This window comes from Ruegeria sp. S84, assembly GCF_056583445.1.
The window spans coordinates 597,382-621,911 of sequence record NZ_CM152618.1 but is presented as its reverse complement, the minus strand read 5'-3'; the positions used below and the strand labels follow the sequence as shown (position 1 = coordinate 621,911).

22 protein-coding genes, 2 tRNA genes and 2 pseudogenes are annotated in these 24,530 nt (G+C 58.6%); 11 read left to right on the top strand and 15 right to left on the bottom strand.

Annotated features, from left to right (window positions below; all coding sequences use genetic code 11):
• Positions 1-58 precede the first annotated feature (58 nt).
• Positions 59-394, bottom strand: a complete 336-nt coding sequence (locus AC1DFB_RS03215) for a cupin domain-containing protein (protein ID WP_170392042.1) — start codon at positions 392-394, stop codon at positions 59-61.
• Positions 395-588: 194 nt separating this feature from the next.
• On the opposite strand from AC1DFB_RS03215, the gene AC1DFB_RS03210 reads away from it, so the two are divergent.
• Positions 589-1,767 carry a BaiN/RdsA family NAD(P)/FAD-dependent oxidoreductase gene (locus AC1DFB_RS03210; RefSeq protein ID WP_480922107.1) on the top strand — a complete coding sequence of 393 codons (1,179 nt, stop codon included), beginning with the start codon at positions 589-591 and terminating at the stop codon, positions 1,765-1,767.
• On the opposite strand, the gene AC1DFB_RS03205 is transcribed toward AC1DFB_RS03210, so the two are convergent.
• The 10 genes and pseudogenes from AC1DFB_RS03205 to mraZ all read right to left on the bottom strand — a co-directional run bounded on the left by AC1DFB_RS03205 (position 1,764) and on the right by mraZ (position 11,835).
• Positions 1,764-2,138 carry a glycine zipper family protein gene (locus tag AC1DFB_RS03205; RefSeq protein ID WP_255611713.1) on the bottom strand — a complete coding sequence of 125 codons (375 nt, stop codon included), beginning with the start codon at positions 2,136-2,138 and terminating at the stop codon, positions 1,764-1,766. The genes AC1DFB_RS03210 and AC1DFB_RS03205 overlap by 4 nt on opposite strands.
• A 112-nt stretch (positions 2,139-2,250) precedes the next feature.
• Positions 2,251-3,645, bottom strand: coding sequence for a UDP-N-acetylmuramoyl-L-alanine--D-glutamate ligase (murD, locus tag AC1DFB_RS03200; RefSeq protein WP_480706981.1), 1,395 nt, complete (start codon positions 3,643-3,645; stop codon positions 2,251-2,253).
• Between the two features lie 13 nt (positions 3,646-3,658).
• Positions 3,659-4,189, bottom strand: a complete 531-nt coding sequence (locus AC1DFB_RS03195) for an AAA family ATPase (RefSeq protein ID WP_170512270.1) — start codon at positions 4,187-4,189, stop codon at positions 3,659-3,661.
• Positions 4,186-5,268 (bottom strand): phospho-N-acetylmuramoyl-pentapeptide-transferase, encoded by a 1,083-nt coding sequence (mraY, locus tag AC1DFB_RS03190; RefSeq protein WP_170392049.1) that lies wholly within the window; start codon positions 5,266-5,268, stop codon positions 4,186-4,188. The genes AC1DFB_RS03195 and mraY overlap by 4 nt, the downstream gene beginning before the upstream one ends.
• Positions 5,268-6,686 (bottom strand): UDP-N-acetylmuramoyl-tripeptide--D-alanyl-D-alanine ligase, encoded by a 1,419-nt coding sequence (locus AC1DFB_RS03185; protein ID WP_480922106.1) that lies wholly within the window; start codon positions 6,684-6,686, stop codon positions 5,268-5,270. Before AC1DFB_RS03185 ends, mraY begins: the two co-directional genes overlap by 1 nt.
• On the bottom strand, positions 6,683-8,164 hold the full coding sequence (locus tag AC1DFB_RS03180; RefSeq protein WP_480922105.1) for a UDP-N-acetylmuramoyl-L-alanyl-D-glutamate--2,6-diaminopimelate ligase: 1,482 nt from the start codon (positions 8,162-8,164) through the stop codon (positions 6,683-6,685). Before AC1DFB_RS03180 ends, AC1DFB_RS03185 begins: the two co-directional genes overlap by 4 nt.
• A 22-nt stretch (positions 8,165-8,186) precedes the next feature.
• Positions 8,187-9,974: a peptidoglycan D,D-transpeptidase FtsI family protein gene (locus AC1DFB_RS03175; protein WP_170401397.1), complete on the bottom strand. Its 1,788-nt coding sequence runs from the start codon at positions 9,972-9,974 to the stop codon at positions 8,187-8,189.
• On the bottom strand, positions 9,971-10,339 hold the full coding sequence (gene ftsL / locus AC1DFB_RS03170) for a cell division protein FtsL (protein ID WP_170392057.1): 369 nt from the start codon (positions 10,337-10,339) through the stop codon (positions 9,971-9,973). The genes AC1DFB_RS03175 and ftsL overlap by 4 nt, the downstream gene beginning before the upstream one ends.
• A pseudogene (gene rsmH / locus AC1DFB_RS03165) lies at positions 10,336-11,327 on the bottom strand (16S rRNA (cytosine(1402)-N(4))-methyltransferase RsmH). Before rsmH ends, ftsL begins: the two are co-directional and overlap by 4 nt.
• A 4-nt stretch (positions 11,328-11,331) precedes the next feature.
• Positions 11,332-11,835, bottom strand: a complete 504-nt coding sequence (mraZ, locus tag AC1DFB_RS03160) for a division/cell wall cluster transcriptional repressor MraZ (RefSeq protein WP_170401403.1) — start codon at positions 11,833-11,835, stop codon at positions 11,332-11,334.
• Positions 11,836-12,734: 899 nt separating this feature from the next.
• Between mraZ and AC1DFB_RS03155 the strand changes: the two genes are divergently transcribed.
• Positions 12,735-12,959, top strand: coding sequence for a DUF1127 domain-containing protein (locus AC1DFB_RS03155; RefSeq protein ID WP_170392061.1), 225 nt, complete (start codon positions 12,735-12,737; stop codon positions 12,957-12,959).
• A 374-nt stretch (positions 12,960-13,333) separates the two neighbouring features.
• Positions 13,334-13,540 (top strand): annotated as a pseudogene (locus AC1DFB_RS03150) (DUF1330 domain-containing protein); the annotation flags it as partial.
• An 88-nt stretch (positions 13,541-13,628) separates the two neighbouring features.
• Here the strand turns inward: AC1DFB_RS03150 and AC1DFB_RS03145 are convergent.
• Positions 13,629-16,025 carry a UvrD-helicase domain-containing protein gene (locus AC1DFB_RS03145; RefSeq protein WP_170609398.1) on the bottom strand — a complete coding sequence of 799 codons (2,397 nt, stop codon included), beginning with the start codon at positions 16,023-16,025 and terminating at the stop codon, positions 13,629-13,631.
• A 293-nt stretch (positions 16,026-16,318) separates the two neighbouring features.
• On the opposite strand from AC1DFB_RS03145, the gene AC1DFB_RS03140 reads away from it, so the two are divergent.
• Together AC1DFB_RS03140 and AC1DFB_RS03135 are read left to right on the top strand one after the other, a co-directional pair.
• Complete coding sequence (locus AC1DFB_RS03140) at positions 16,319-19,756, top strand: pyruvate carboxylase (protein WP_480922104.1); 3,438 nt, start codon at positions 16,319-16,321, stop codon at positions 19,754-19,756.
• A gap of 71 nt (positions 19,757-19,827) precedes the next feature.
• On the top strand, positions 19,828-20,211 hold the full coding sequence (locus AC1DFB_RS03135) for an MAPEG family protein (RefSeq protein WP_170563796.1): 384 nt from the start codon (positions 19,828-19,830) through the stop codon (positions 20,209-20,211).
• Between the two features lie 6 nt (positions 20,212-20,217).
• On the opposite strand, the gene AC1DFB_RS03130 is transcribed toward AC1DFB_RS03135, so the two are convergent.
• Positions 20,218-20,370, bottom strand: a complete 153-nt coding sequence (locus AC1DFB_RS03130; RefSeq protein WP_170609401.1) for a hypothetical protein — start codon at positions 20,368-20,370, stop codon at positions 20,218-20,220.
• Positions 20,371-20,519: 149 nt separating this feature from the next.
• Here AC1DFB_RS03130 and AC1DFB_RS03125 point away from each other — a divergent pair.
• The 3 genes from AC1DFB_RS03125 (at position 20,520) to AC1DFB_RS03115 (ending at position 21,654) form a co-directional block, all read left to right on the top strand.
• Positions 20,520-20,594 (top strand) — tRNA-Gly (locus AC1DFB_RS03125).
• A gap of 33 nt (positions 20,595-20,627) precedes the next feature.
• Positions 20,628-20,702, top strand: a tRNA-Gly gene (locus AC1DFB_RS03120).
• 85 nt (positions 20,703-20,787) lie between these two features.
• Positions 20,788-21,654 (top strand): GNAT family N-acetyltransferase, encoded by an 867-nt coding sequence (locus AC1DFB_RS03115; RefSeq protein ID WP_170801896.1) that lies wholly within the window; start codon positions 20,788-20,790, stop codon positions 21,652-21,654.
• On the opposite strand, the gene AC1DFB_RS03110 is transcribed toward AC1DFB_RS03115, so the two are convergent.
• Positions 21,651-21,890 carry an Lrp/AsnC ligand binding domain-containing protein gene (locus AC1DFB_RS03110; RefSeq protein ID WP_170801897.1) on the bottom strand — a complete coding sequence of 80 codons (240 nt, stop codon included), beginning with the start codon at positions 21,888-21,890 and terminating at the stop codon, positions 21,651-21,653. The two genes, AC1DFB_RS03115 and AC1DFB_RS03110, sit on opposite strands and share 4 nt — an antisense overlap.
• Positions 21,891-22,044: 154 nt before the next feature.
• On the opposite strand from AC1DFB_RS03110, the gene hisB reads away from it, so the two are divergent.
• Both hisB and hisH read left to right on the top strand, forming a co-directional pair.
• Positions 22,045-22,632 (top strand): imidazoleglycerol-phosphate dehydratase HisB, encoded by a 588-nt coding sequence (hisB, locus tag AC1DFB_RS03105; RefSeq protein WP_170801898.1) that lies wholly within the window; start codon positions 22,045-22,047, stop codon positions 22,630-22,632.
• Positions 22,633-23,271 carry an imidazole glycerol phosphate synthase subunit HisH gene (gene hisH / locus AC1DFB_RS03100; protein WP_170401427.1) on the top strand — a complete coding sequence of 213 codons (639 nt, stop codon included), beginning with the start codon at positions 22,633-22,635 and terminating at the stop codon, positions 23,269-23,271.
• Positions 23,272-23,274: 3 nt separating this feature from the next.
• Here hisH and AC1DFB_RS03095 read toward each other — a convergent pair whose 3' ends face one another.
• A complete protein-coding gene (locus tag AC1DFB_RS03095) occupies positions 23,275-23,676 on the bottom strand; it encodes a DUF2147 domain-containing protein (RefSeq protein WP_170392077.1) in 402 nt (133 codons plus the stop codon).
• A gap of 134 nt (positions 23,677-23,810) precedes the next feature.
• Between AC1DFB_RS03095 and hisA the strand changes: the two genes are divergently transcribed.
• Positions 23,811-24,530, top strand: coding sequence for a 1-(5-phosphoribosyl)-5-[(5-phosphoribosylamino)methylideneamino]imidazole-4-carboxamide isomerase (gene hisA / locus AC1DFB_RS03090; RefSeq protein ID WP_480922103.1), 720 nt, complete (start codon positions 23,811-23,813; stop codon positions 24,528-24,530).

The following is a 24,530-nucleotide window of genomic DNA, read 5'->3' as shown; positions in this document are numbered from 1 at the left end:
GGCTTAAGTTCATCAGAATATCAACCGCGCCCAACGTCATTGTTCAAAAAGTAAATCGTCAGTCTTTGATGGGGTATCTGTCAGGCTCTTCAAACACATCGATCACTCGGGACCCCGCCTTGATGCGCCCGCCATGCTCCACTCCGGCTGGTATCGAATAACTGTCGCCGGGTAGATAAACTTTCGTCTCTCCGCCAATGGTGAGTTCAATTTCTCCTTCCACCACCGTACCCCATTGGGCACCATGTGAATGTAGTGGGAGTTCCATTTCTTTAAGAAAAGTAAAAAAGGCGACCAAACCAGCATCAGATCGAATGACTGCCGTCTGCACGACGTCTTCGGGAAATGGCACGTCTAGTCTTGGAAAGTCTGTAATGAAGTTTGGAAAGCGCATATTTCTATCCCTTTAAATAGATCTAACCGGCAAGCATTAGCACAGAGCCTAGCATGTCAGTATGCACTACGACTAAAAATCCACATACCATATGGCACAAACCCAAGTGCCGCTGAGAAATTCTGTGGGCCAAACCCACACCGTTTTTGGTCTGCGCTCTTGCCATCGCTCACAATCCACGCCATGCGCAGCATATGGATTTCGAGACGATCATCCTCGGTGCTGGCGCGGCCGGCATGATGTGCGCAGCCCATTGCGGTGGCCAGGCGCTGGTGATCGACCATGCAACAGCTCCCGGAGAAAAGATCCGCATCTCGGGTGGTGGACGATGCAATTTCACCAATATGTATGCGGGACCGGGCAATTTCCTGTCTCAGAATCCGCATTTCAGCAAATCAGCGCTGGCGCGATATACACAGTGGGACTTCATCGAACTGGTCGATCGCCATGGCATTGCATGGCATGAAAAAACGCTTGGGCAATTGTTCTGCGACGGGTCTTCGAAACAGATCGTCCAGATGCTGCTGAATGAAATGGTCAAGGCCGAGGCCGAGCTCTGGGTGCAGACGTCGCTGCGCAACTTGCGCAAAACCGAAAGCGGTTTCGCTTTGGATGTCGAACGCGATGGCAAGCACATCCCTCTGACCTGTCGTAATCTGGTTCTGGCCACGGGTGGCAAATCGATCCCCAAAATGGGCGCGACGGGGTTGGCCTATGACATCGCGCAGCAATTCGGGCTGCAGATAACCGAGACACGAGCGGCGCTGGTGCCGTTCACCTTCTCGGACGGTCGGTTCAAGGATTTGTCCGGCGTCTCCCTGCCCGCTCGACTATCAAACGAGCGCACCAGTTTCGACGAGGCTTTGTTGTTCACCCATCGCGGGTTGAGCGGTCCTTCGGTGCTGCAATTGTCTTCGTACTGGCGCGAGGGTGAGGCAATATGGGTCAACCTGATCCCCGATTTGCCTTTATACGATCTGCTTCGCGATCAGCGGCAGGCTGTTGGGCGCAAGGCGCTGACCACCGAATTGGCACGCCACCTGCCCACGCGTCTGGTGGAATACCTCGCACACCATATCCCGATGAAGGGCAATCTTGCGGATCAGTCCGACACGGCGCTGTCGGAACTGATCGCCGCATTGTCCAACTGGCGGCTTACGCCGTCGGGCACCGAGGGCTATCGCACCGCCGAGGTCACTCTGGGCGGGATCGACACTGACGGGCTGTCGTCTAAAACGATGGAGGCCAGGGATGTCCCCGGCCTCTATGTCATTGGTGAAGCGGTGGATGTCACCGGCTGGCTTGGCGGTTACAACTTCCAATGGGCGTGGTCCTCGGGCCACGCCGCCGGAAGTGCCATCGCAAGCCGTTAGCCTACGACGTTGTAACCCCGTCCGCGCATACAGTTGCGCACAATGACTTCCTTGTTCTGGTTCTTGTTGATCACGTCAGCACCTGCACCAACCAACGCACCGGCAACGGCGGCGCGACCCAGGTTGTCGCTGCTGTCCTGAACGATGCCGGTGACGGCTGCAGCACCTGCAGCGCCGATTGCGGCATTACCTGCGGTCGATCCGTCAACGCTGGCCTGCGAGGCTGCAAGTTGCTGGCACTGATACAGGTCCGAGTTGTAGTTCGGGCCTACAGGGCCATCGATCACGGGCTGATAGTTGGCCCCGGTATTGGTGCAAGCCGCAGCAGCCAGCAGCGCTGGAACGACCAGAAGAAGTTTACGGTTTGGCATATTCATGACCTCGTGTTGAATTTCCTGAAGGCAAAAACCAATGCAGGCAGTGCGTCAAGCAGATAGGCCCACAGCTTCGCCGAACCGGCGATCTATTGCAAACGCATTGCTTTCAGAGGCGTTTTTTAACCTGATCCACGAAGTCATCGCCACGTTGTTCGAAGTTGTCATACTGGTCGAAACTGGCCGCAGCAGGTGCCAATAGAACGGTTTCACCGGGCTGCGCATCGGCCATGGCCTGCATAACCGCCGCTTCCATAGTGGTGCAGACTTGCGCATCGGCCTGCAACTGCATTGCAAAGCTCGCCGCCTCACGCCCGATGACGTAGGCCTTGATTACGTGGTCCCCTGCCCCGTTCAGCGCCTCAAGCCCGCCTTCTTTCTCAAGCCCGCCACAGATCCAACGTATCTTCTTGAACGCGCTCAAGGCTTTGAGGGCGCTATCTACGTTGGTGGCTTTCGAGTCATTCACATAGGTCACGCCGTCCGCCTCGGCGATGATCTGACTGCGGTGCGGCAGACCCGGGAAGCTGTGCAGCGCGTCTTCGATCACGCGCGGAGCAAGGCCCAGCGAACGGCAGGCGGCATAGGCGGCGCAGGCGTTCTGGTGATTATGCGCACCGGGCAGGCCCTTGATCTCACGCAGGTCGATCGATCCGGCCTGACGGCCCTTGCGGTATTCCGACAGGAAACCCTTGCGGGCAAAGACCTGCCAACCCGACCCGGTCAGCTTGCGCGCCACCGAGACGCGGATCACCCGGTCATCCGACGGCCCCTCGGCCAGTTGCCCGGCTAGAAACGCGCCCTCGGCCTCATCTATCCCGATCACGGCGCGGTCTGGACCTCCTTCGGCGAACAGGCGACGTTTGGCGGCAAAGTAACCACCCATTCCACCATGTCGATCCAAGTGATCAGGTGAAAGATTGGTGAAAACCGCCACATCCGGCGTCAGTGCGCGGGCCAGTTCGGTCTGGTAGCTCGATAGCTCCAGTACCACGACCGATCCATCGCCACCTGGGTCGATGTCCAGCACGCCGCGCCCAATGTTACCCGCCAGTTGCGAGTCGCGCCCGGCCTCGGTCAGGATATGTTGGATCAACGCAGCGGTGGTTGATTTGCCATTCGATCCCGTCACCGCGATGACGCGCGGTGGGATGTCGTAGTTGTTCCATTCAGGGCCTGCGAAAGAGCGAAAGAACAGACCTATATCATTGTCGACCGGAACTCCGGCTTCCAACGCAGCGGCCACAACCGGGTTCGGCGCGGGGTAGAGATGAGGGATGCCGGGCGAGACAATTAGTGCGGCAATATCGTCAAACGCCCCGTGGCGGCGCAGATCGACACACGAGAATCCCTCGACCTCTGCCGCTTCACGCGCGGCGGGGTTGTCATCCCAGCAGATCGGCTCAGCCCTGCCAGCGCGCAGCGCTCGTGCGGTGGTCAGACCCGACCGACCTAGCCCCAGAACCGCTACTTTCTGCCCTGAAAACCCTTTGACCGGGATCATTGCCATACACCTTCTATCCGAGCCGCTCTTCCAGCCAGTCCGCCCGCCAAGAGACCGGCCCTTTTGGAACGTTTTCTATTACGAACCCATAGTCTGGTAACCGGTCGCACAAAGCATCGTATTCCGCAATAGCTGCGGCCAAGTTGTGCCGCCGGTCATCATCCTGTTCAAATATCTCAGGCCAAGGAGGAAAGAGAAACACGCATGGGTCGTAGCCCAAGTGCAGTATCTGTTCACGCACTTTGGTCTCCAACGGTGTAACGGTTCGATCAAACCAAATCAGCGCGTCCAATGCCGAACGATCAAATAGCACAAGATCATCTTTGGCATTGTTGAAGTCTGATATCGCAAGTTCAATGATCCGGCGGCAGAATACCTCGGAGTTGACCCAAGGCAGAGCGCGACCACCACCTTGTCTTTCCTCGGCAATGACACGACGACCCGGCTCGGAAACTGTTGAATATCCGCGTCGGGCCATCTCCTCCAGCAGTGTTGATTTGCCACCACCGGAGCATCCAGAAAGCACGACGCAACGCGGGCTCATCTGACTTTCAGCGTCGCCAGCCCGATCATCGCTAAGATCAGTGAAATGATCCAGAACCGGATCACGATGGTGGGTTCAGCCCAGCCCTTTTTCTCATAATGGTGATGGATCGGCGCCATCAGGAACACCCGCTTTCCGGTCCGTTTGAAATAAAGAACCTGGATGATCACACTTAAAGCTTCAACCACGAACAGCCCGCCCACGACTGCCAATACCAACTCGTGTTTGGTAGCCACGGCAATCGCGCCCAGCGCACCACCCAGAGCCAGTGATCCGGTATCACCCATGAAAACCGCCGCCGGAGGGGCGTTGTACCACAGGAATCCCAGCCCCGCGCCAAACAGCGCTGAAGTGAAGATGAAGATTTCACCGGTCCCAGGTACATAGTGAACATCAAGATACTCGGTAAAGTCGACCCGCCCAACCGCATAGGCAATTACACCAAGGGTCGAGGCCGCGATCATCGCGGGCATGATCGCCAGCCCGTCCAGACCATCTGTCAGGTTCACCGCGTTGGCCGCACCCACAATTACGATCACCGCAAAGGGGATATAGAAAAGGCCAAGATTGATCAGCGTATCCTTGAACACCGGCAGAGCCAGCTGGTTTTGCAAATCGCTGGGATGGTGCAGCGTCGCCCAGAGTGACGCCAGCACGGCGATGATGATCCCCAGCGCCAACCGCATCTTACCGGAAACGCCCTTGGTGTTCTGCTTTGAGACCTTGGCATAATCGTCCGCAAAGCCGATGGCCGCATAGGCCAGCGTCACGAACAGTACCATCCAGACATATGGATTGTCCCAGCGCGCCCAGATCAGGGTCGACGTGACCAGAGCGCCCACGATCAGCAGACCGCCCATGGTAGGGGTTCCAGCCTTGGACAGATGCGCCTCGGGGCCGTCATCGCGGATCGGTTGACCTTTGCCTTGCCGTTTGCGCAATACGTTGATCAAGGGTTTTCCGAACAAAAACCCAAAGATCAGCGCAGTCAGAAAGGCGCCCCCCGCCCGGAAGGTGATATAGCGGAAGAGGTTCCAGAAATCCCCTCCATCCGACAGGGCGGTTAACCAATAGAGCATTACAAAACCTTTCTCACAATACGGCGGCTCTCTGGCGCGCTGCCATGCCCCATTTGCCGCAGACCGTCAACGATCTGCGCCAGAGCCATGCTGAGAGAGCCCTTGGCCATCACTACATCGCCGCTACGGATCAATTCCGGCAGATGGGCGGCCATCTCATCGCTGGTTTCCGTCCACAACCCGCGCTTGCCCTCGGGCAGAGCCTGATGCAGCGCTTGCATCAAAGGGCCGATGCAATGAACCTGATCGACATGCGCCATCGCAGGCACCTCGGCCATGGCGGCGTGCATCGCCTGCTCTTGCGCACCAAGCTCTTTCATGTCGCCCAGAAACGCGATCTTGCGTTTGCCCGCCGACGTAGACAGCACGTCGAGAGCGGCCTCCATCGAGGTTGGATTGGCGTTGTAGCTGTCATCGAGCAGTTCAATCTGCCCGCCATCTGGCAGCGCGATCACCTCGCGCACACCGCGCCCTTTGACCGGAGACCAGCCGCGCAGACCGGCAATCGCCTGATCCAGATCGACCCCCAGCGCGACACAGGCCGCCAGAGCGCCCAGCGCATTCATAGCAAAGTGAGTTCCCGCGGATTGTACATCGAATGTGATGTCTGCTCCGCCGACAATACCGTGTCCCCGCACCGAGTCAGGGCCTTGGAGCACGTTGGTAAGGGCATAGTCCCGCGCCTTGTGGCCAAATTCGACGATCCTCGCACCATGCGCAGCGGCGCAGTCGCGCAAGATGCCCGCGTGTTCGATATCGGCGTTGACGATAGCGGTGCCGCCCTCGGCCACCCCGTCGAAGATCGCAGCTTTTTCAAATGCAATACCCGCAACCGAGTCGAAGGCTTCGAGGTGGACGGCGGCTACTGTGGTCACCAGCCCCACATGCGGTTGCGCCTGACGCGCCAGCGGAGCGATTTCGCCCGGATGATTCATGCCGATCTCGATCACCGCGAACTCGGTGTCGCGCGGCATTCGCGCCAGCGTCAAAGGCACGCCCCAATGGTTATTGTAGCTGGCGACGCTGGCATGAGTTTTGCCTTGCGTCTCCAGAATGCTGGCCAGCATTTCCTTGGTCGAGGTCTTACCCACGCTGCCAGTCACCCCCACCACGCGCGCACCTGTCCGGGCGCGAGCCGCCTGCCCCAACGCCTCTAGACCCGTCTGCACATCGTCGACGATCAACAGCGGTGCATCTTCGGGCACGCCTTCGGGAATATGCGACACAAGCGCTGCGCCTGCGCCTTTTTCAAGCGCTTGGGCGACGAAATCATGGCCGTCGCGGGCAGCCTTCAACGCAACGAACAGGTCACCCGGCTGCAGGGTGCGCGTGTCGATGGAGACGCCGTTCACCTGCCAATCGGTGGCGGCGCGCCCGTTGGTGGCCTCTGCGGCCTCGGCTGCGGTCCAGAGCGTCATGCGACCCTCCCGTCCAGCGCGGCAACGCTGATACTGGCCTGTTCCACATCGTCAAAGGGCAGGACCTGATCTCCGACGATCTGGCCGGTTTCGTGTCCCTTGCCCGCAATCAGCAGAGCGTCGCCCGGTTGCAGCGCGTCGATGCCGCGCAGGATGGCCTCGGCCCGGTCGCCGACTTCCGTGGCTTCGGGTGCGCCCAACATGACAGCACCGCGGATGGTGGCCGGGTCTTCGCTGCGTGGGTTGTCATCGGTAACAAAGACCACATCGGCGTATTCAGCAGCGGCCCGCCCCATCAATGGGCGTTTAGTGGCGTCTCGGTCACCGCCTGCACCAACAATGGCGATCAGACGTCCCATGACATGCGGGCGCATCGCCTTCAGTGCAGTGGCCACGGCATCCGGCGTATGCGCGTAATCGACAAACACCGCCGCGCCGTTGTCGCGGGTGGCAGCCAGCTGCATCCGTCCGCGCACGGTGATCAGGTGCGGCAAGGTTTCGAACACGCGGTCGGGGTCCTCGCCCGCCGCGATGACCAATCCGCAAGCCAGCAAAACGTTCTCGGCCTGAAAGCCGCCGATCAGATTCAGGCGGGCTTGATAGGCCTTGCCTTTCCATGAAAAGCGCAAATCCTGCCCGGTCGCGTCAAAGCGTTGATTCAGAAGACAAAGATCAGAACCCTCAGGGCCTACGGTGATGATATTCTGGCCGCGTGCCTCGGCGATCTTGCGCATCTCAGCACCCTTGGGATCACCAAGGTTGACCACAGCGACCCCGTCTTCGGGCAGCACACGATCAAACAGACCCGCCTTGGCTGCGAAATAGGCCTCGAACGTGTCGTGATAGTCCAGATGATCCTGCGTGAAATTCGAGAACCCGGCAGCGGTCAGATGCACCCCGTCCAAGCGACGCTGTTCAAGCCCGTGCGAGGAGGCCTCCATCGCCGCATGGGTCACGCCATTTTCGGCAGCCTCGGCAAGACAGCGGTGCAGAGTGATCGGCTCGGGTGTGGTATGGGCCAGCGGCGCAGTCCATGCGCCCTCGACCCCAGTGGTGCCCAGGTTGACGGCGGCAAGTCCAAGCTCGGTCCAGATCTGGCGGACGAAACTGGCGACCGAGGTTTTTCCATTGGTGCCGGTGACCGCCACGATAGTCTGCGGTTGCGCGCCAAACCATAGGGCGGCGGCCCCTGCCAGTGCCTGACGGGGGTCTTCCGTGACGATCAGCGCAGCATCGGATGCGGCCAGTTCGTCGGTGGCGATCTCGGCCCCTTTCGCGTCCGTCAGGATCGCGGCGGCCCCCATGCGCAAGGCGTATTGGATGAAGTCTCCACCATGGACTCGGGTGCCGGGAAGGGCTGCAAAGAGGAAACCGTCTTTGACCTCGCGGCTGTCGACAGCCAGACCGGTGATTTCGGGATTGGCCCCTCCCCGTGCGGTCAGGGCCAGTTCGCTGAGTTTCTTTGACCGATTGCCCATGACCCACCTTTCGCTGGACAGCCTAATTTGAGGTCAGCGTTATAGCAGCGCGCGCCTCAGGCTCAAGCCGGGGTCTGAGACCCAATAGCGGCGCCACCCGTCCAATCAGTTCGGCAGCAACGGGAACGGCAGTCCAACCCGCCGTGCGGCGCTTTTCGCCATAGGCTACGATGGACGGTTCATCCAGCGTGACGATTAGCACATATTTCGGATCATAAGCCGGGAAGATGGTGGCGAAGGTGGCAATCACCTTGTCCTCATAGTACCCGCCACGCGGCTTGGGTTTATCGGCAGTACCGGTTTTTCCCGCCACGTCGTACCCTTTGACATCACCAAAGCTGGCGGTGCCATCCGTGACCACTTTGCGTAGCATATTTTGCGCCTGCTTGGCGGTGTTTTCGGACATCACGCGAGGGCCGTATTGCGGGCCATTGCGGCGCAAGATCGTGGGGCTGACATAGTACCCGCCATTGGCAATCGCTGCGTAACCAGCGGCCAGATGCATGGGGCTGGTCGAAAGGCCGTGGCCATATGAAATCGTCACGGTGCTCAACTCACCCCATTTCTTGGGCTTGAGCGGTTGCCCGCCCTTGGCCTCGACAATCTCGAATGGGGTTGGGTCGAACATGCCTAACGCGTTCAGAAAATCCTGTTGCCGGTCGGCCCCGATTTGCAAGGCCAGCCGCCCGGTGCCTCGGTTCGAGCTGTACTTGATTACATCCGAGACACTGATCTCACCATAATTCTTGCCGTTAAACTCGCCAATCGGGAAGCGCCCGATTTTCATTGGGCCGGAAGTGTCAATGATGGTGTTGGAGTTCACCAGACCTAGCTGCACCGCCTGCGCGGCGGTGAAGATTTTGAACACCGAACCCAGCTCATAGACACCCTGTACGTAGCGATTGAACAGCGGGCTGTCCGAGGGATCGAAGCCCGAGGTCGGCGGGCGCGGACGGTCATTGGGGTCAAAAGACGGCAACGACGCGGCCGAGACGACCTCGCCCGTATGGGCGTTCATCAGAACCGCCGAGGCTCCTTTGGCGTTCATGATCTTCATGCCGCCATATAGCACCTGTTCTACCGCCGCTTGAACGGTCAGATCCAGCGACAGTTGCAGCGGCTTGTTGCCGTTGGCCGGGTCGCGCAGATAGCCGTCGAACTGTTTTTCGACGCCAGCTACGCCGATCACCTCAGCTGCGCTGACACCTTCGCGGCCAAAGCCCGAGCCGCCCAGAATATGCGCCGCAAGTCTGCCATTGGGATATAGCCGCATTTCGCGCGGGCCGAACAGGATGCCGGGATCTCCGATGTCATGCACCGCCTGCTTCTGCTCGGGCGAGATGCGCTTCTTGATCCACAGGAATTTTCGCTTACCGGTGAAGTCTTTGACCAAACGCTCTTTTTCCAGATCAGGGAAAATAGCGACCAGTTGCTCGGCTGCGGCGATCGGGTCAATCATCAGCGGTGGCTGCGCATAGACAGAATAGGTGTCCAGATTGGTCGCCAGAATACGGCCTTCGCGATCCACGATATTGGCGCGTTGCATGGCGATGGAGGCCCCCGGCGCACTTGCCAATGGTTCTTGCGCCTCGGATGTCGCCAGAACGCCCATACGAAAGCCTACGACCGAAAAGGCGCAAAAGAAGAAAATACCCAACACCAACAGGCGGCCCTCGGCGCGTGCGCGGGCGCGGTCTTTCATGTCTTCGTGGCGTTTGCGGATGTTCTCTCGTTCAATCGCCTTGGGGTTTTCACCCTTTGCACGGGCGTCGAGGATACGGGCCAGAGGGCGAAGTGGTGTACGGGTCATGGAACCTGCACCTCGATCAGTGCCTGAATGTCAGTGACGTCCTGTATTTCAAGCGGGTCGACGATGGGCAGATCCGGGTCCTCGCCATAGGAAATCTGATCGGCGCGACCAAACTGCTCAGCCCGCAGAGGCAGCAAGCTGAGACGTTCGAAATTCAAGTCCGCCAGTTCACGCAAACGATCAGGCCGGTTTAGATAGGCCCATTCGGCATTCAGCACGGCGAGTCGCGCCTGCGCCATACCGATCTGGCCTTGCAGCGACTGCGTTTCCTTCAGCACCTGCTGCGTGCGGTAGTTCTCTTGATAAGCCCAAAGCGCCAACCCGAACACGGACAGTGCAGTCAACACATACAGAATACTCTTCATCTTGCCCTTCCCCCCAATTGCGGCATGCCGATGGCCCGGGCCTCAATTTCCCCTGCCGGGGCATCCGTTCTTATCGCGACACGCAATTTTGCCGAGCGTGCACGTGGGTTTTCTTCAAGTTCCTGCTCATCCGGCCCAACGGCCTTGCGGGTCTTGAGTGTGAATTGCGGCTTCTCCTGCTCCATCTCAGGCGCATAACGGTTGGCGCGTCCGGTTTTGCCCGCGCGCGATTGGAAGAACCGCTTCACCATCCGGTCTTCTATGGAATGGAAAGTCACAACGGCCAGTTGCCCCCCGGCTTCAAAGCGCGCTCGGCGGCCATAAGCCCCTGAAACAGTTCTTGGTATTCTGCGTTCACCGCGATCCGTAGCCCCTGAAAGCTGCGCGTCGCCGGGTGCGATTGGCCCGGTTTGGGGCGCGGCAGGCAGGATTCGATAATCTCGACCAGCCGCAGAGTTGTTGTGATCGGTTCTTCGGCCCGCGCCTTGACGACGGCCTTTGCTATACGACGACTGGCGCGTTCCTCACCGAAATGGAACAGGATGTCGGCCAATTGCGTCTCGGTTGCCGTATTCACCAGATCAGCTGCGCTTTCACCGTCCTGGCTCATCCGCATGTCGAGCGGGCCATCTTTCATGAAGGAAAAACCGCGTTCAGCCCGATCCAACTGCATGGATGAGACACCAAGATCCAGCACCACGCCGTCCAGATCCTGTGCATATTCATCCATGCGAGAGAACACGCCCTGCTGCATCACCAGCCGGTCACCGTATTCCCCAGCCCAGTCAGCGGCCATTTCAAATGCCAGTGGGTCGCGATCGACGCCAATGACCTTCTCGGCCCCGGCCTCCAGCAACGCACGAGTATAGCCGCCTGCGCCGAATGTGCCGTCCAGCCAGGCACCGGATACCGGCGCCACGGCGGCCAACAACGGGCGCAGAAGAACGGGGATATGAGGTTTGTCCGATGAGGTCTGAGCGCCGGCCATGCCGTCACCCATCCCCGATGCCATCGAGATACTGCATCGGATCGAAATCATCCGGCAGATCGTCAAGCCATTCCTCGGTCGTGGCCAGTTCCTCGGCCTCGTATGTCTCGGGCTTCCAGATCTGGAAGGTATCACCGGCAGCGATAAAGAACGCCTCGTTCTCAAGGTCGATCTTGTTGCGCAGCTTTGCGGGCAGCACCAAACGACCCGTTTCGTCCACATTGGTCGGGAAGGACTGACCATGGAACATCCGCTGAAGCATCCGACGCTGCATCGAGCCACGTGGCAGCGCATCGATCTTGGCATCCACCTCGTCGATCGCTTCCATGGTGTAACATTCAAGGTATTTGCGGCGGTGGTCGCCATAGACAATCACGAGTTCAGGATTGTCACCGGGTTGCCAGCTGGGGTCCGAGGCCTCAAGCACACGACGAAACGAGGCCGGGATCGAGACCCTGCCCTTCGTATCCACCTTATGCTGGCTTTCGCCTCTAAACCTGCGCGCCAAGACGACTGTCCCTTTCGCTTGCGCCCCACCTCAAAATTCACGTTCCCCCCGGAAGTAAAACGGCGGGTTGATCTGCTGCCACTGATCAACCCGCCGCATTGACCCGCTTTGCGGGATGTCCAGCTGCGCGCGCCACCTGGGGGGATGTCTGCTCGCCCGCGCGCCGGATCTGTTAAGTGATGAAAGCGAGATGCCTGTATGAAACCTGTTTTTGTATTTTTGGTTCGGGGTCGTTTGGCGCCCCTTAACTGTCCTCGCCCTCATCGGGTACATAAGGGATGCCATGGGAATTCATGGAAATCAATAGGAAATTTGCATAGAGAGGCGTGATGCAGGCTTCAGATCAAGACTAATACAATCGAAACTTGGATCAAATATGCCACAAATTGTGCCCCTGATGCTCAACAACACTAAATATGTAAGAATTGACGCCTAAATTATTCCTCCCATGAATTCCCAATAATTTTCAGAATTATGGATCATTTGGCGCAGACACTCATGAATGACAGCCGAAGAGGACGAATCACGGTCCCCTTACAGGCCATTCCCATAGGCGACCCATGCTTTCCCATAGCACCATCACCCCAGGCGCCGGACCTGCGGTGAGAAGATTTGCCCCTCTTGAGTTGACACAACATGCCCAAACAAACACCAATTCCGCTCAATAGATAAGCGGTCACCATCACAGGGTCTGGACACACGAAACGTCAACCACACGTGAAAACCAGTATTTTAAAGGCAATTATTGGGGCGTACCGGATTATCCTGCCAATCCATGCATTTGCTGCATAGCAGCATTGACGACACGAACTATTGTGCAATCGCAGCATTTGCCTATCTTCAGTCTCAAGCAAACGCCGGACGATGCCGGCAACAGTAAGAATGAACGGATCATGAAGATGGCAGTCGCAAGCACACAAACGGCTCTGAAAGGCACACCGGCAAATGGAATCTCAACGCTGGTTGAGACCGTGAAAACCCGGGTTGCTCGTTATCGCCTGTACCGTCAGACAGTCAACGAATTGTCGGGACTGTCAGATCGGGAATTGGCTGATCTTGGCTTGCACCGCTCGATGATCCGCCGGCTGGCCCAACAGGCCACCGAAGAGCAGATCGCGCGGTAAGCGCAACATGAACACCGAGATCAGGTCCGTCTTCCTCCCTTTCGGACCTGTATTTCAGCGGCAGCGTCTCTCCTCCTCCCTGACGTTGCCGCACCTAATACCGGCCCTGACCGCCGGAACCTGATACATCGGGGCTCTCCTCCTCCCTGCCTCGATGTTGAAAGCGCGCGGCGACGTCTTCCTCCTCCCTGACGTCGCCGCGTCTTCCTCATACCGGGATCAAACCCGGGTTCGGATACATCGGGGCTTCCTCCTCCCTGCCCTGATGTAGAAAAGAACGGCGGTTCCCCTCCTCCTCCCTGGGAACCGCCGTTTTTCGTTTTTTGCGCACAAGATGTAGGCTGGGGTCGTGAACGCTTTGTCAGGAGTCTCCCATGGCCGCTTATTTCATCGCCCAGATTTCCATTCATGACCCGGTTGGGTACCAGAAATACCTCGAAGGATTCATGCCGATCTTTGACCGGCATGGCGGAAGGCTTCTGACCGTATCCTCAAAACCCGTTGAAGTGATCGAAGGCAGTTGGGAAGAAGATGGGATCGTCCTGATGGAGTTTCCGGATATGGCTGCCGCAAACGCGTGGAAGGACGATCCAGACTATGTCGAATTGGCCAAGATCAGGCAAAAAACGGCGACGGCGAGATCTTGTGCTGGTCGAAGGGTTGTAAGCTTCAGAACGGCACGTCATCCTTGTTGGTCAGAAAGCGCGAGACCACTTTCTTCACCCCTGCCTTGTCGAAATCGACCTCGACTTTATCACCTTCGATGCCGATCACTGCGCCATAGCCGAATTTCTGGTGAAACACTCGCTCGCCCAGCGTAAAGCTGGCCACGGCGGTCGCATCAATCACAGTATTCCGGCTTTCTTTTGGCTGAGACATGCCATATTGCCCCTGCCGCGCCTGCATCCGCTTCCAGCCCGGAGAGTTATAGACATTCGCCTCGGCTGCGCGGGTTTCGATCCCGGCTGCCTGCTGACCACCCCCATAGAGCCCCGGAGGTGTCAGCACTTCCACATGATCTTCGGGCAACTCATCAATGAACCGGGACGGCATCGAATTCTGCCATTGTCCGAACACCCGTCGGTTGGCTGCAAAGGAAATCGTACAGACTTCTTCTGCACGGGTAATACCGACATAGGCCAGCCTTCGTTCTTCTTCGAGGCCTTTGAGACCGGATTCGTCCATCGAACGCTGAGAGGGGAACAATCCATCCTCCCACCCCGGAAGGAAAACCGCGGGAAACTCCAGCCCCTTGGCCGCGTGCAGCGTCATGATCGAGACTTTGGCTCCGTCGCTGTCCTGCTCGTTATCCATCACCAGACTGACATGCTCCAGAAACCCTTGCAGGTTTTCGAAATTGTCCAGCTGATTGACCAGTTCTTTTAGGTTTTCCAGCCGCCCCGGCGCCTCGGGCGTCTTTTCGTTCTGCCAATGCGCGGTATAGCCGGATTCGTCCAAGACGATCTGCGCCAGCTCGATATGCGAATGCTCTGGCGCGCCGTATCGGATCGGTGAAACACCGTCATCAATCACCGTATCATCGTCCACCTCAATCCGAGGCCCGCGTGTCATTGCATTCCACCGCGCCAGACCGTCGATCAATTCACGCAGCGCCTTGCCGCCCTTGCCCTTGATCAGGCCGTTATCGACCGCAATCCGCGCGCCTTCGACCAGAGACACGCCATTCTCGCGCGCCACCACCTGAATCGTCTGCTGCGCCTTGTCGCCGAGGCCGCGTTTGGGTGTGTTCACGATCCGCTCGAAGGCCAGATCATCCTCGGGGCTGACCACCAGCCGGAAATAGGCCATGGCATCACGGATCTCCATCCGCTCGTAGAATCGCGGCCCTCCGATCACTTTGTAGGGCAGACCAATGGTCAGAAACCGATCCTCAAACGCCCGCATCTGGTGCGAAGCGCGTACGAGGATCGCGATCTCATCAAGGTTCATCGGCCGCACACCGCGCGTGCCACCTTGCATCGCGTCGATCTCTTCCCCGATCCAACGCGCTTCTTCCTCGCCATCCCAATGGCCGATCAGACGGACCTTTTCACCCTCTTCGCGGTCGGTCCAAAGCTCTTTGCCCAAGCGGCTTTCATTGCCACGAATGACGTTGGACGCAGCGGCCAGAATATGCGGGGTCGAGCGGTAGTTCTGTTCCAGCCGGACCACGAAGGCGCCGGGGAAGTCCTTTTCGAACCGCAGGATGTTGCCCACCTCGGCCCCGCGCCAGCCATAGATCGACTGATCGTCATCGCCGACGCAACAGATGTTCTTGTGGCCCCCGGCAAGCAGACGAAGCCAGAGATATTGGGCGACGTTGGTATCCTGATACTCGTCCACAAGGATGTAACGGAACCAGCGCTGGTATTGCTCCAGCACGTCCGGGTGGGTTTGGAAAATCGTGACCATGTGCAGCAACAGGTCGCCGAAATCCACCGCGTTCAGCTCGCGTAGGCGGGTCTGGTATTGGGCATAAAGCTCGATGCCCTTGTGATTATAGGCCCCCGCATCCGCAGCAGGCACCTTGTCGGGCGTCAGCGCTCGGTTTTTCCAGTCATCGATGATCCCGGCCAGCATCCGAGCGGGCCAGCGCTTGTCGTCAATGTTGGCGGCTTGAGTCAGCTGTTTCAGCAGCCGTTTCTGATCGTCAGTGTCCAAAATTGTGAAGTTCGATTTCAGATCGACCAGTTCCGCATGGCGACGCAGCAGCTTGACGCAAATTGCGTGGAAGGTGCCAAGCCACGGCATCCCCTCAGCGGGTCGGCCCAGCATCCGCCCTACCCGCTCTTTCATCTCTCGCGCGGCCTTATTGGTGAAGGTCACCGCCAGAATCTCATTCTCACGCACCCTATGTGTCCTGAGCAGATGGGTGATCCGAGCGGTCAGAGCTTTTGTTTTGCCCGTGCCCGCACCAGCCAACATCAGCACCGGACCATCCAGCCGCTCAACCGCTTCGCGCTGCGCCGGATTGAGATCGTTGAGGTACTCAGCCGAGGTCGCAGGCATCGCCCGCGCCGACAACGATGCGCCTTCGAAGGCGTCCATTTCGTCAAAACTGCTCATGCCGGTAAACTACGCCGGATGGGCGCGGAGGGAAAGGGTTTGTTCACGGCTTGTTCGCTCAAATCAAATAGAATCATCCCTCCAAAGGGCGCAGCGAAGATATTCGGGGAAACGGGCATAATCTGCTCTTTTCTACGAGGGATTGATGCCGCAATGCAGCATGTGCAATAAGTTTGCGCAAAAGGGCGGCGTTTGCGAGCGTTAACATGCCGGTTCTACCCAGAACTACATATGTACGTGGCCGTATTGTCCGCCTATGCACAAGGCCACAGCCATTAAGACCGGGACCTGAAATGACAGACTTCAAGAAAATCCTGATTGCCAATCGCGGCGAGATTGCCATCCGTGTGATGCGGGCAGCCAACGAGATGGGCAAGCGCACCGTCGCGGTCTTCGCCGAGGAGGACAAGTTGGGCCTGCACCGGTTCAAGGCGGATGAGGCCTATCGCATTGGCGCAGATCTGGGACCGGTTGCAGCGTATCTGTCGATTGACGAGATCATCCGGGTGGCCAAAGAAAGCGGCGCAGATGCGATCCACCCCGGTTACGGTTTGCTGTCCGAAAACCCGGATTTCGTGGATGCCTGCGTTCAGAACGGCATCACCTTCATCGGACCCAAGGCCGAGACCATGCGCGCGCTTGGCGACAAGGCCAGCGCTCGGAAAGTGGCGATTGCCGCCGACGTTCCGGTTATCCCGGCGACCGAGGTGTTGGGCGACGACATGGCAGCCATCAAGGCCGAGGCAGCCGAGATCGGCTATCCGCTCATGCTGAAAGCGTCTTGGGGCGGTGGCGGACGCGGGATGCGCCCGATCCTGTCCGAGGATGAGCTGGAAGAGAAAGTGCTGGAAGGCCGCCGCGAAGCCGAGGCCGCCTTTGGCAACGGTGAGGGCTATCTGGAAAAGATGATCACCCGTGCCCGCCATGTTGAGGTACAGATTCTCGGCGATAAGCACGGTGAGATATACCACCTCTATGAACGCGATTGTTCGGTCCAGCGCCGCAACCAGAAGGTCGTGGAACGCGCGCCTGCCCCGTACCTGACCGAAGAACAGCGCGCCGAAATCTGCGAGCTGGGCCGCCGTATCTGCGCCCATGTGAACTATGAATGCGCGGGCACCGTCGAGTTCCTGATGGATATGAACACCAGCAAGTTCTACTTCATCGAAGTGAACCCGCGCGTGCAGGTGGAACACACCGTCACCGAGGAAGTCACCGGCATCGACATCGTGCAGGCTCAGATCCTGATCGCCGAAGGCAAGACCCTGACCGAGGCCACCGGCAAGGCCACGCAGTCCGACATTCGCCTGAACGGCCACGCGCTGCAGACCCGCGTGACCACCGAGGACCCACTAAACAACTTCATCCCCGACTATGGCCGCATCACCGCCTATCGCTCGGCCACCGGCATGGGCATTCGCCTGGATGGCGGCACCGCTTATGCAGGCGGGGTGATCACGCGGTATTATGACTCTCTGCTGACCAAGGTGACCGCTTGGGCCCCAACGCCAGAAAAGGCGATTGCGCGGATGGACCGTGCGCTGCGGGAATTCCGTGTGCGCGGTGTTTCCACCAACATCGCATTTGTCGAAAACCTGCTAAAGCACCCGACTTTCCTGTCGAATGAATACACCACCAAGTTCATCGATGAGACACCGGACCTGTTCCAGTTCAAGAAGCGCCGCGACCGGGGCACCAAGGTTCTGAACTATATCGCCGACATCACTGTGAACGGGCATCCCGAAACCAAGGATCGCCCGATGCCGCGCCCCGACCTGAAAGAGGCCAGGCCCCCCGCGCCCAAAGCCGAACCGCAGATGGGCACCCGCAACCTGCTGGAGCAAAAAGGCCCACAGGCGGTTGCTGACTGGATGAAGGCGCAGCGTCAGCTGCTGATCACCGACACCACCATGCGCGACGGGCACCAGTCGCTGCTGGCAACCCGGATGCGCTCGATCGATATGATCAAAGTAGCACCCAGCTATGCTGCGAACTTGCCGCAGCTATTCAGCGTCGAATGCTGGGGCGGTGCAACCTTCGATGTCGCCTATCGCTTCCTGCAGGAATGCCCTTGGCAGCGCCTGCGTGATCTGCGTGAGGCGATGCCGAACCTGATGACCCAGATGCTGCTGCGCGGGGCGAACGGGGTTGGCTATACCAACTATCCCGATAACGTGGTGCAGGAGTTCGTGCGTCAGGCGGCCAAGGGTGTCGACGTGTTCCGCGTGTTCGACTCGCTGAACTGGGTCGAGAACATGCGCGTCGCCATGGATGCGGTGATCGAGAACAACAAGATCTGTGAAGGCACCGTTTGCTATACCGGCGATATTCTGGACCCGGACCGTGCTAAGTATGACCTCAAATACTATGTCGGAATGGCCAAGGAACTGCGTGACGCTGGCGCACATGTGCTGGGCCTGAAGGATATGGCTGGACTGCTGAAACCGGCCTCCGCCAAGATCCTGATCCGGGCGCTGAAGGAAGAGGTCGGGCTGCCGATCCACTTCCACACCCATGACACCGCAGGCATTGCAAGCGCCACCATTCTGGCCGCCTCCGAGGCCGGCGTGGACGCGGTGGATTGCGCGATGGACAGTTTCAGCGGCAACACCTCTCAGGCAACGCTCGGCACCGTGGTCGAGGCGTTGCGCCATACCGAGCGTGACACCGGACTAGACATCAAAGCCATCCGTGAAATCAGCGATTACTTCGAGGCAGTGCGCGGCCAGTACGCGGCCTTCGAGTCCAGCCTGCAGGCCCCGGCCTCCGAGGTGTATCTGCACGAAATGCCTGGTGGTCAGTTTACCAACCTCAAGGCACAGGCGCGTTCGCTTGGGCTGGAAGAGCGCTGGCATGAGGTTGCTCAGATGTATGCGGACGTGAACCAGATGTTCGGCGATATCGTCAAGGTGACGCCGTCGTCCAAGGTGGTCGGTGACATGGCGCTGATGATGGTCAGCCAGAACATGACCCGTGCGCAGGTCGAAGACCCGAACACTGATGTCGCCTTCCCCGACTCGGTGGTGGACATGATGCGCGGCAATCTGGGCCAGCCTCCGGGCGGGTTCCCCGATACCATCATCCAGAAGGTCCTGAAGGACGAGGCCCCCAACACCGAACGCCCCGGCAAGCATGTCGAAGCGGTCGATCTCGAGGCCGCCCGCGCCGATTTGTCCAAACAGCTTGAGGGTAAAGAGATCGATGACGAGGACCTGAACGGATATCTGATGTATCCCAAGGTGTTCCTCGACTATATGGGCCGTCACCGCACCTATGGCCCGGTCCGTACCCTCCCCACGCGCACCTTCTTTTACGGCATGGAGCCGGGCGAGGAGATCACCGCCGAGATCGATCCAGGCAAGACGCTGGAGATTCGCTGTCAGGCCATCGGCGAGACGGACGAGAATGGCGAAGTTCGCGTGTTCTTCGAACTCAACGGTCAGCCCCGCGTGATCCGCGTGCCGAACCGTTTGGTGAAAGCATCGACCGCTCAGCGGCCAAAGGCCGAAGTTGGTAACCCCAACCATATCGGCGCGCCAATGCCGGGTGTCGTTGCAACTGTTGCCGCTGTCACAGGTCAAGAAGTCAAAGAAGGCGATCTGCTGCTGACCATCGAAGCGATGAAGATGGAAACAGGTATCCACGCCGAGCGCGACGCGGTGGTCAAGGCCGTTCACGTCCAGCCCGGAGGTCAAATCGACGCCAAGGATCTGCTGGTCGAACTGGAATAACCGGTTTAGCCTTCTAAGCTAATAAGGGCCGTTCGGGGAACCGGGCGGCCCTTTCAACATCAGGAGGCCGCATGCTGACCATCACCCCGATCTACGCCGCGTTGATCGCATTTCTGTACGTCGCACTCAGCGTGAATGTCATTCGGCAACGCCGGACGGGCAAAATATCGGTCGGGGATCATGGCGACAAGGCCATGATCAAGGCAATGCGAACGCATGCGAACTGCGCCGAATACGCTCCCTTTGCTTTGCTGCTTATCGCCATGGTCGAACTGCAAGATGCTGGCGGCTGGCTTGTGAACCTGTTGGGGATGTTACTTTTGGCGGGCAGGCTTCTGCACGCTTATGGTTTTGGCAAGACCCCACAGATCATCATCCTGCGCCAGATCGGAATGGGTCTGACCTTTACGGCCATATTGCTGGCGGCCATGGCGAATCTTGTTCTGGCTGTATGAGAACGTTTAGCCCGTCAAAACCTGCGTCTCGATCAAAGGAGCATGCGGGAGGCTAGGCTGCGCCTCTGCCAGTGTTTCATCGCTCTGACTGTAGATCACGGTGGTAAGAACAATCAGCGCCGCCAATGCCGCCATTTTAATGTCTGCAATATCTTTCATTTCCTCTGCCCAATCCCTTATTTCGTTCACTGCTATATCTCTTGAACACCGCAGCCCCGAGTTTCCGTCGAAAGATTTTTTGCTGTTTTTTGTGTTTTTCCGCTTGCAGCCTCGTGTGGGAATTTATACATCCCTCCTCACTCAACGGCGCGGGCGTAGCTCAGGGGTAGAGCATAACCTTGCCAAGGTTAGGGTCGGGCGTTCGAATCGCCTCGCCCGCTCCATTGAGAGGTCTACGGACCATATAAGTATCTGATGCGGGCGTAGCTCAGGGGTAGAGCATAACCTTGCCAAGGTTAGGGTCGGGCGTTCGAATCGCCTCGCCCGCTCCAGATACCAAACTCTCCGAACATGCTGGCCCTTTCGCGATTGCTGCGGCATCTTTGATGTACATGAAATTCCGACGGAGATGCGGATATGCCCGATTACGTCATTCGCGCCTTAACAGCAGACGAGCTTCAAACCGCCGTTGACTGGGCGGGTCAGGAAGGCTGGAACCCCGGGCTGCACGACGCGGTCTGTTTTCGCAGTTCGGACCCCGAAGGGTTCAAGGGCGGTTTCCTGGACGGCCAGATGATCGCGTCCGCATCCGCCGTGAACTACGATGATGCCTACGCATTTCTTGGCTTCTACATCGTGCGCCCCGAGTTTCGCGGCTCGGGATACGGATTGCAGGTCGCCGAAGCGGTCAAGGCACATTGCCAGGATCGTAACATGGGCATGGATGGTGTGGTCGAACAGCAGGACAACTATCGGAAATTCGGTTTTGAACTGGCGTATGACAATTATCGATTCGCGGGCACCGTCGGCGGCATCCTGGATGCCCTGGGTCGCGTGGAGGACACTCGGGTTCGTCCAATCAACGCACTAACCGATGATCTAAAGTCGTATGACCGAGGCCTGTTCCCCGCCGCGCGCGACACGTTCTTGCGCGGCTGGTTGGAGGCACCCAGCCACGTTTCGCGGGTGTTTGAAGAAAATGGGCGGATCAAAGGCTATGCAACGTTGCGGCGCTGCCTGAGCGGGTACAAGGTCGGGCCTCTGTTTGCCGACAATCCACAAATCGCGCAGGCACTTTTGATTTCCCTTCTGACGACGCTCCGCGCTGATCAGGCAGAGGCCGAAGTGTTCATCGACAAGCCTAATCCCAACGCACAAGCCATGGAATTGGCCCAACAGTTAGGGCTGAGCAAGGTATTTGAAACGGGGCGCATGTATTCCAGTCACGCGCCGGACATCGACCTTGACCGGATATATGGCATCACGACATTTGAACTGGGCTAGAACGCCTTGAACGTCATCGTGGTCAGCGAGCGTTCGATATTGGGAATCACCAGCAGGTTTTCGTTGATGAAATGGCCCACATCCTCGGTATCGGGGATGTAGAGCTTCAGCAGCAGGTCGTATTCGCCGCTTGTGGAATACAATTCGGAATGGATTTCACGCAGTGCGATCTCTTCGGCGACTTTGTAAGTGGTGCCGGGTTTACAACGGATCTGGATGAAAACGCAGGTGGACATGGGCCGGGCCTTGTTGGTTCGTGTTGTCCGCAGGCTGGCACGGGCCGCGTCCGGGTGCAATCCCCTGCAACAGTTTGCGACGAAGGCTTAAAGCGGTCTGGATAGGCCGTTCATCCGCGTCTATAAGCGCCCCTGTAGCAAAAGGAATTCGCCCATGCGTAGCGCTAAGATCAGCCGTCAGACCGCCGAGACCGAGATAACGGTCGAGGTCAATCTGGACGGCGCCGGCCAGTATGACAACCAGACCGGTGTCGGGTTCTTTGATCACATGCTGGATCAATTGGCGCGCCATTCGCTGATCGACATGACGATCCGGGCCAAGGGCGATTATCACATCGACGACCACCACACGGTCGAGGATACCGGAATCGCGCTGGGTCAGGCGCTGACGCAGGCGCTAGGGGACAAGAAGGGTATTCGCCGCTATGGCGAGTGCCATCTGCCCATGGATGACGCACAAGTACGCTGTGCGCTGGACTTGTCGGCTCGTCCGTTCCTGATCTGGAATGTGGACCTGCCGACGCAAAAGATCGGCACGTTCGACACCGAGCTGGTGCGCGAGTTCTTTCAGGCGCTCAGCACCCATGGCGGGATCACCCTGCATATCGATCAGTTGCATGGTTTGAACAGTCACCACATTGCCGAGGCCGCCTTCAAGGCCGTTGCCCGTGCTTTGCGCGATGCGGTCGAAACCGACCCACGCAAGGCGGATGCGATTCCCTCGACTAAGGGCGCGCTGTAGATGCTGACAGCCATCATTGACTACGAGAGCGGTAACCTGCACTCGGCGGAGAAGGCGTTTCAACGGATGGCCCGCGAACTGGATGCGGGCGAGGTCGTCGTGACATCGGATGCAGATGTTGTCGCGCGGGCTGATCGATTGGTTCTGCCCGGTGATGGCGCTTTCCCGGCATGCGCCGCTGAGTTGCGCGGCCACAAAGGCATCTATGACGCTATGGTAGAAGCCGTCGAGCAGAAAGGCCGCCCGTTTCTGGGCATCTGCGTCGGAATGCAGCTGATGGCGACCAAGGGCCATGAATATGCTGAGACCGACGGTCTGGGCTGGGTCGCAGGTGATGTTGTGAAGATCGAGCCCTCGGACAGCGCGCTCAAGGTGCCTCATATGGGCTGGAACGATCTGATTCTGGAAAGCGACCATCCGGTCTTTGACGGGATAAAATCAGGCGATCACGCCTATTTTGTGCACTCCTACCACTTCCGGGTGATGGATCCGGCGCAACGGCTGGCCTATGTGGACTACGGGCAAGAGGTCACGGCCGTGATTGGCCGCGACACGATGGTTGGGATGCAGTTCCACCCTGAGAAAAGCCAGGACGTCGGCCTGCGTATGATCGGCAATTTCCTGACCTGGAAGCCCTGAGGTTTACTGCACCCGCGTCCAGACCTGCCCCCGGCAGACCAGACCACCCACGGCACACCCCTTGACGGTCAGCTTGTTCTGGCTGTCCAGTGTCATTTTCGAACTATAGGTTTTGTCGCGATCCGGGGCCCAGATTTTGCCGTCGTCATAGCTGCCGTCACCCTCGGGGATCATGTCCCAGATGATTTGCTTGCCAAGGTTTTCGTACTCCAGCTGTTGGTTGCCTTGGGCATCAAATGCGCTGTCGATAGTTCCGCAGATGGCGCTGCCACATTCCGAAATCGACACATGCAAATAGCCGCCCGTATCGCCCGGAGCGGTCTTCCACAGCCCGTCTACCGGATCGGCAGCAAAGGCGGTGGTGGCCATCGCAGCGAAGACCGCTGCAAGAGAATATGTCTTCATGGTTATCTCCCTGTCTTTCCGGTCAGTCTGACCTGCCATCACGCACCGGGCAAGAATGACTTAGCGTCGCGTTGCGCCCCTGCCCTGCCTGTGCGATATCCCGCGCGTGTAACAGTGATATAGGGCCGCCCGACATGATCCTCTACCCCGCCATCGATCTGAAAGACGGCAACGCCGTGCGCCTGCTGCGTGGTGAAATGGATAAGGCGACGGTCTTTAACGAAGACCCTGCTGCGCAGGCCCGCGCCTTTGTCGAGGCTGGTTGCGAGTGGCTGCATCTGGTTGATCTGAACGGTGCTTTTGCCGGGGAGCCTGTTAATGCGGCACCCGTTGAGGCAATTCTGAAAGCCTGTGACGTGCCCGCTCAGCTGGGTGGTGGTATCCGGGACATGGCCACAATCGAGACCTGGATCGAAAAAGGTCTGGCGCGGGTGATTCTGGGCACCGTTGCAGTCGAAAACCCAGATCTGGTGCGCGAAGCTGCCAAAGCCTTCCCGGGCAAGGTAGCCGTCGGTATAGATGCCCGAAACGGCATGGTTGCCACCAAGGGCTGGGCCGAAGAGACCGACGTACAGGTCACCGATCTGGCGCACAGTTTCGAGGACGCGGGCGTGGCAGCGATCATCTATACAGACATCAACCGCGACGGTGCGATGCAGGGTCCGAATATCGCAGCCACGGCGGCGCTCGCGCAGGCGGTTTCGATTCCGGTAATTGCCTCGGGCGGCGTCAGCTCACTGGACGACCTGATCGCCCTGCGTGATTGTGGCGTCGAGTTGAACGGCGCGATCTCTGGCCGCGCGCTATATGATGGCGCGATTGACCTAAAAGAGGCCATTCGCGCCCTGAACTGA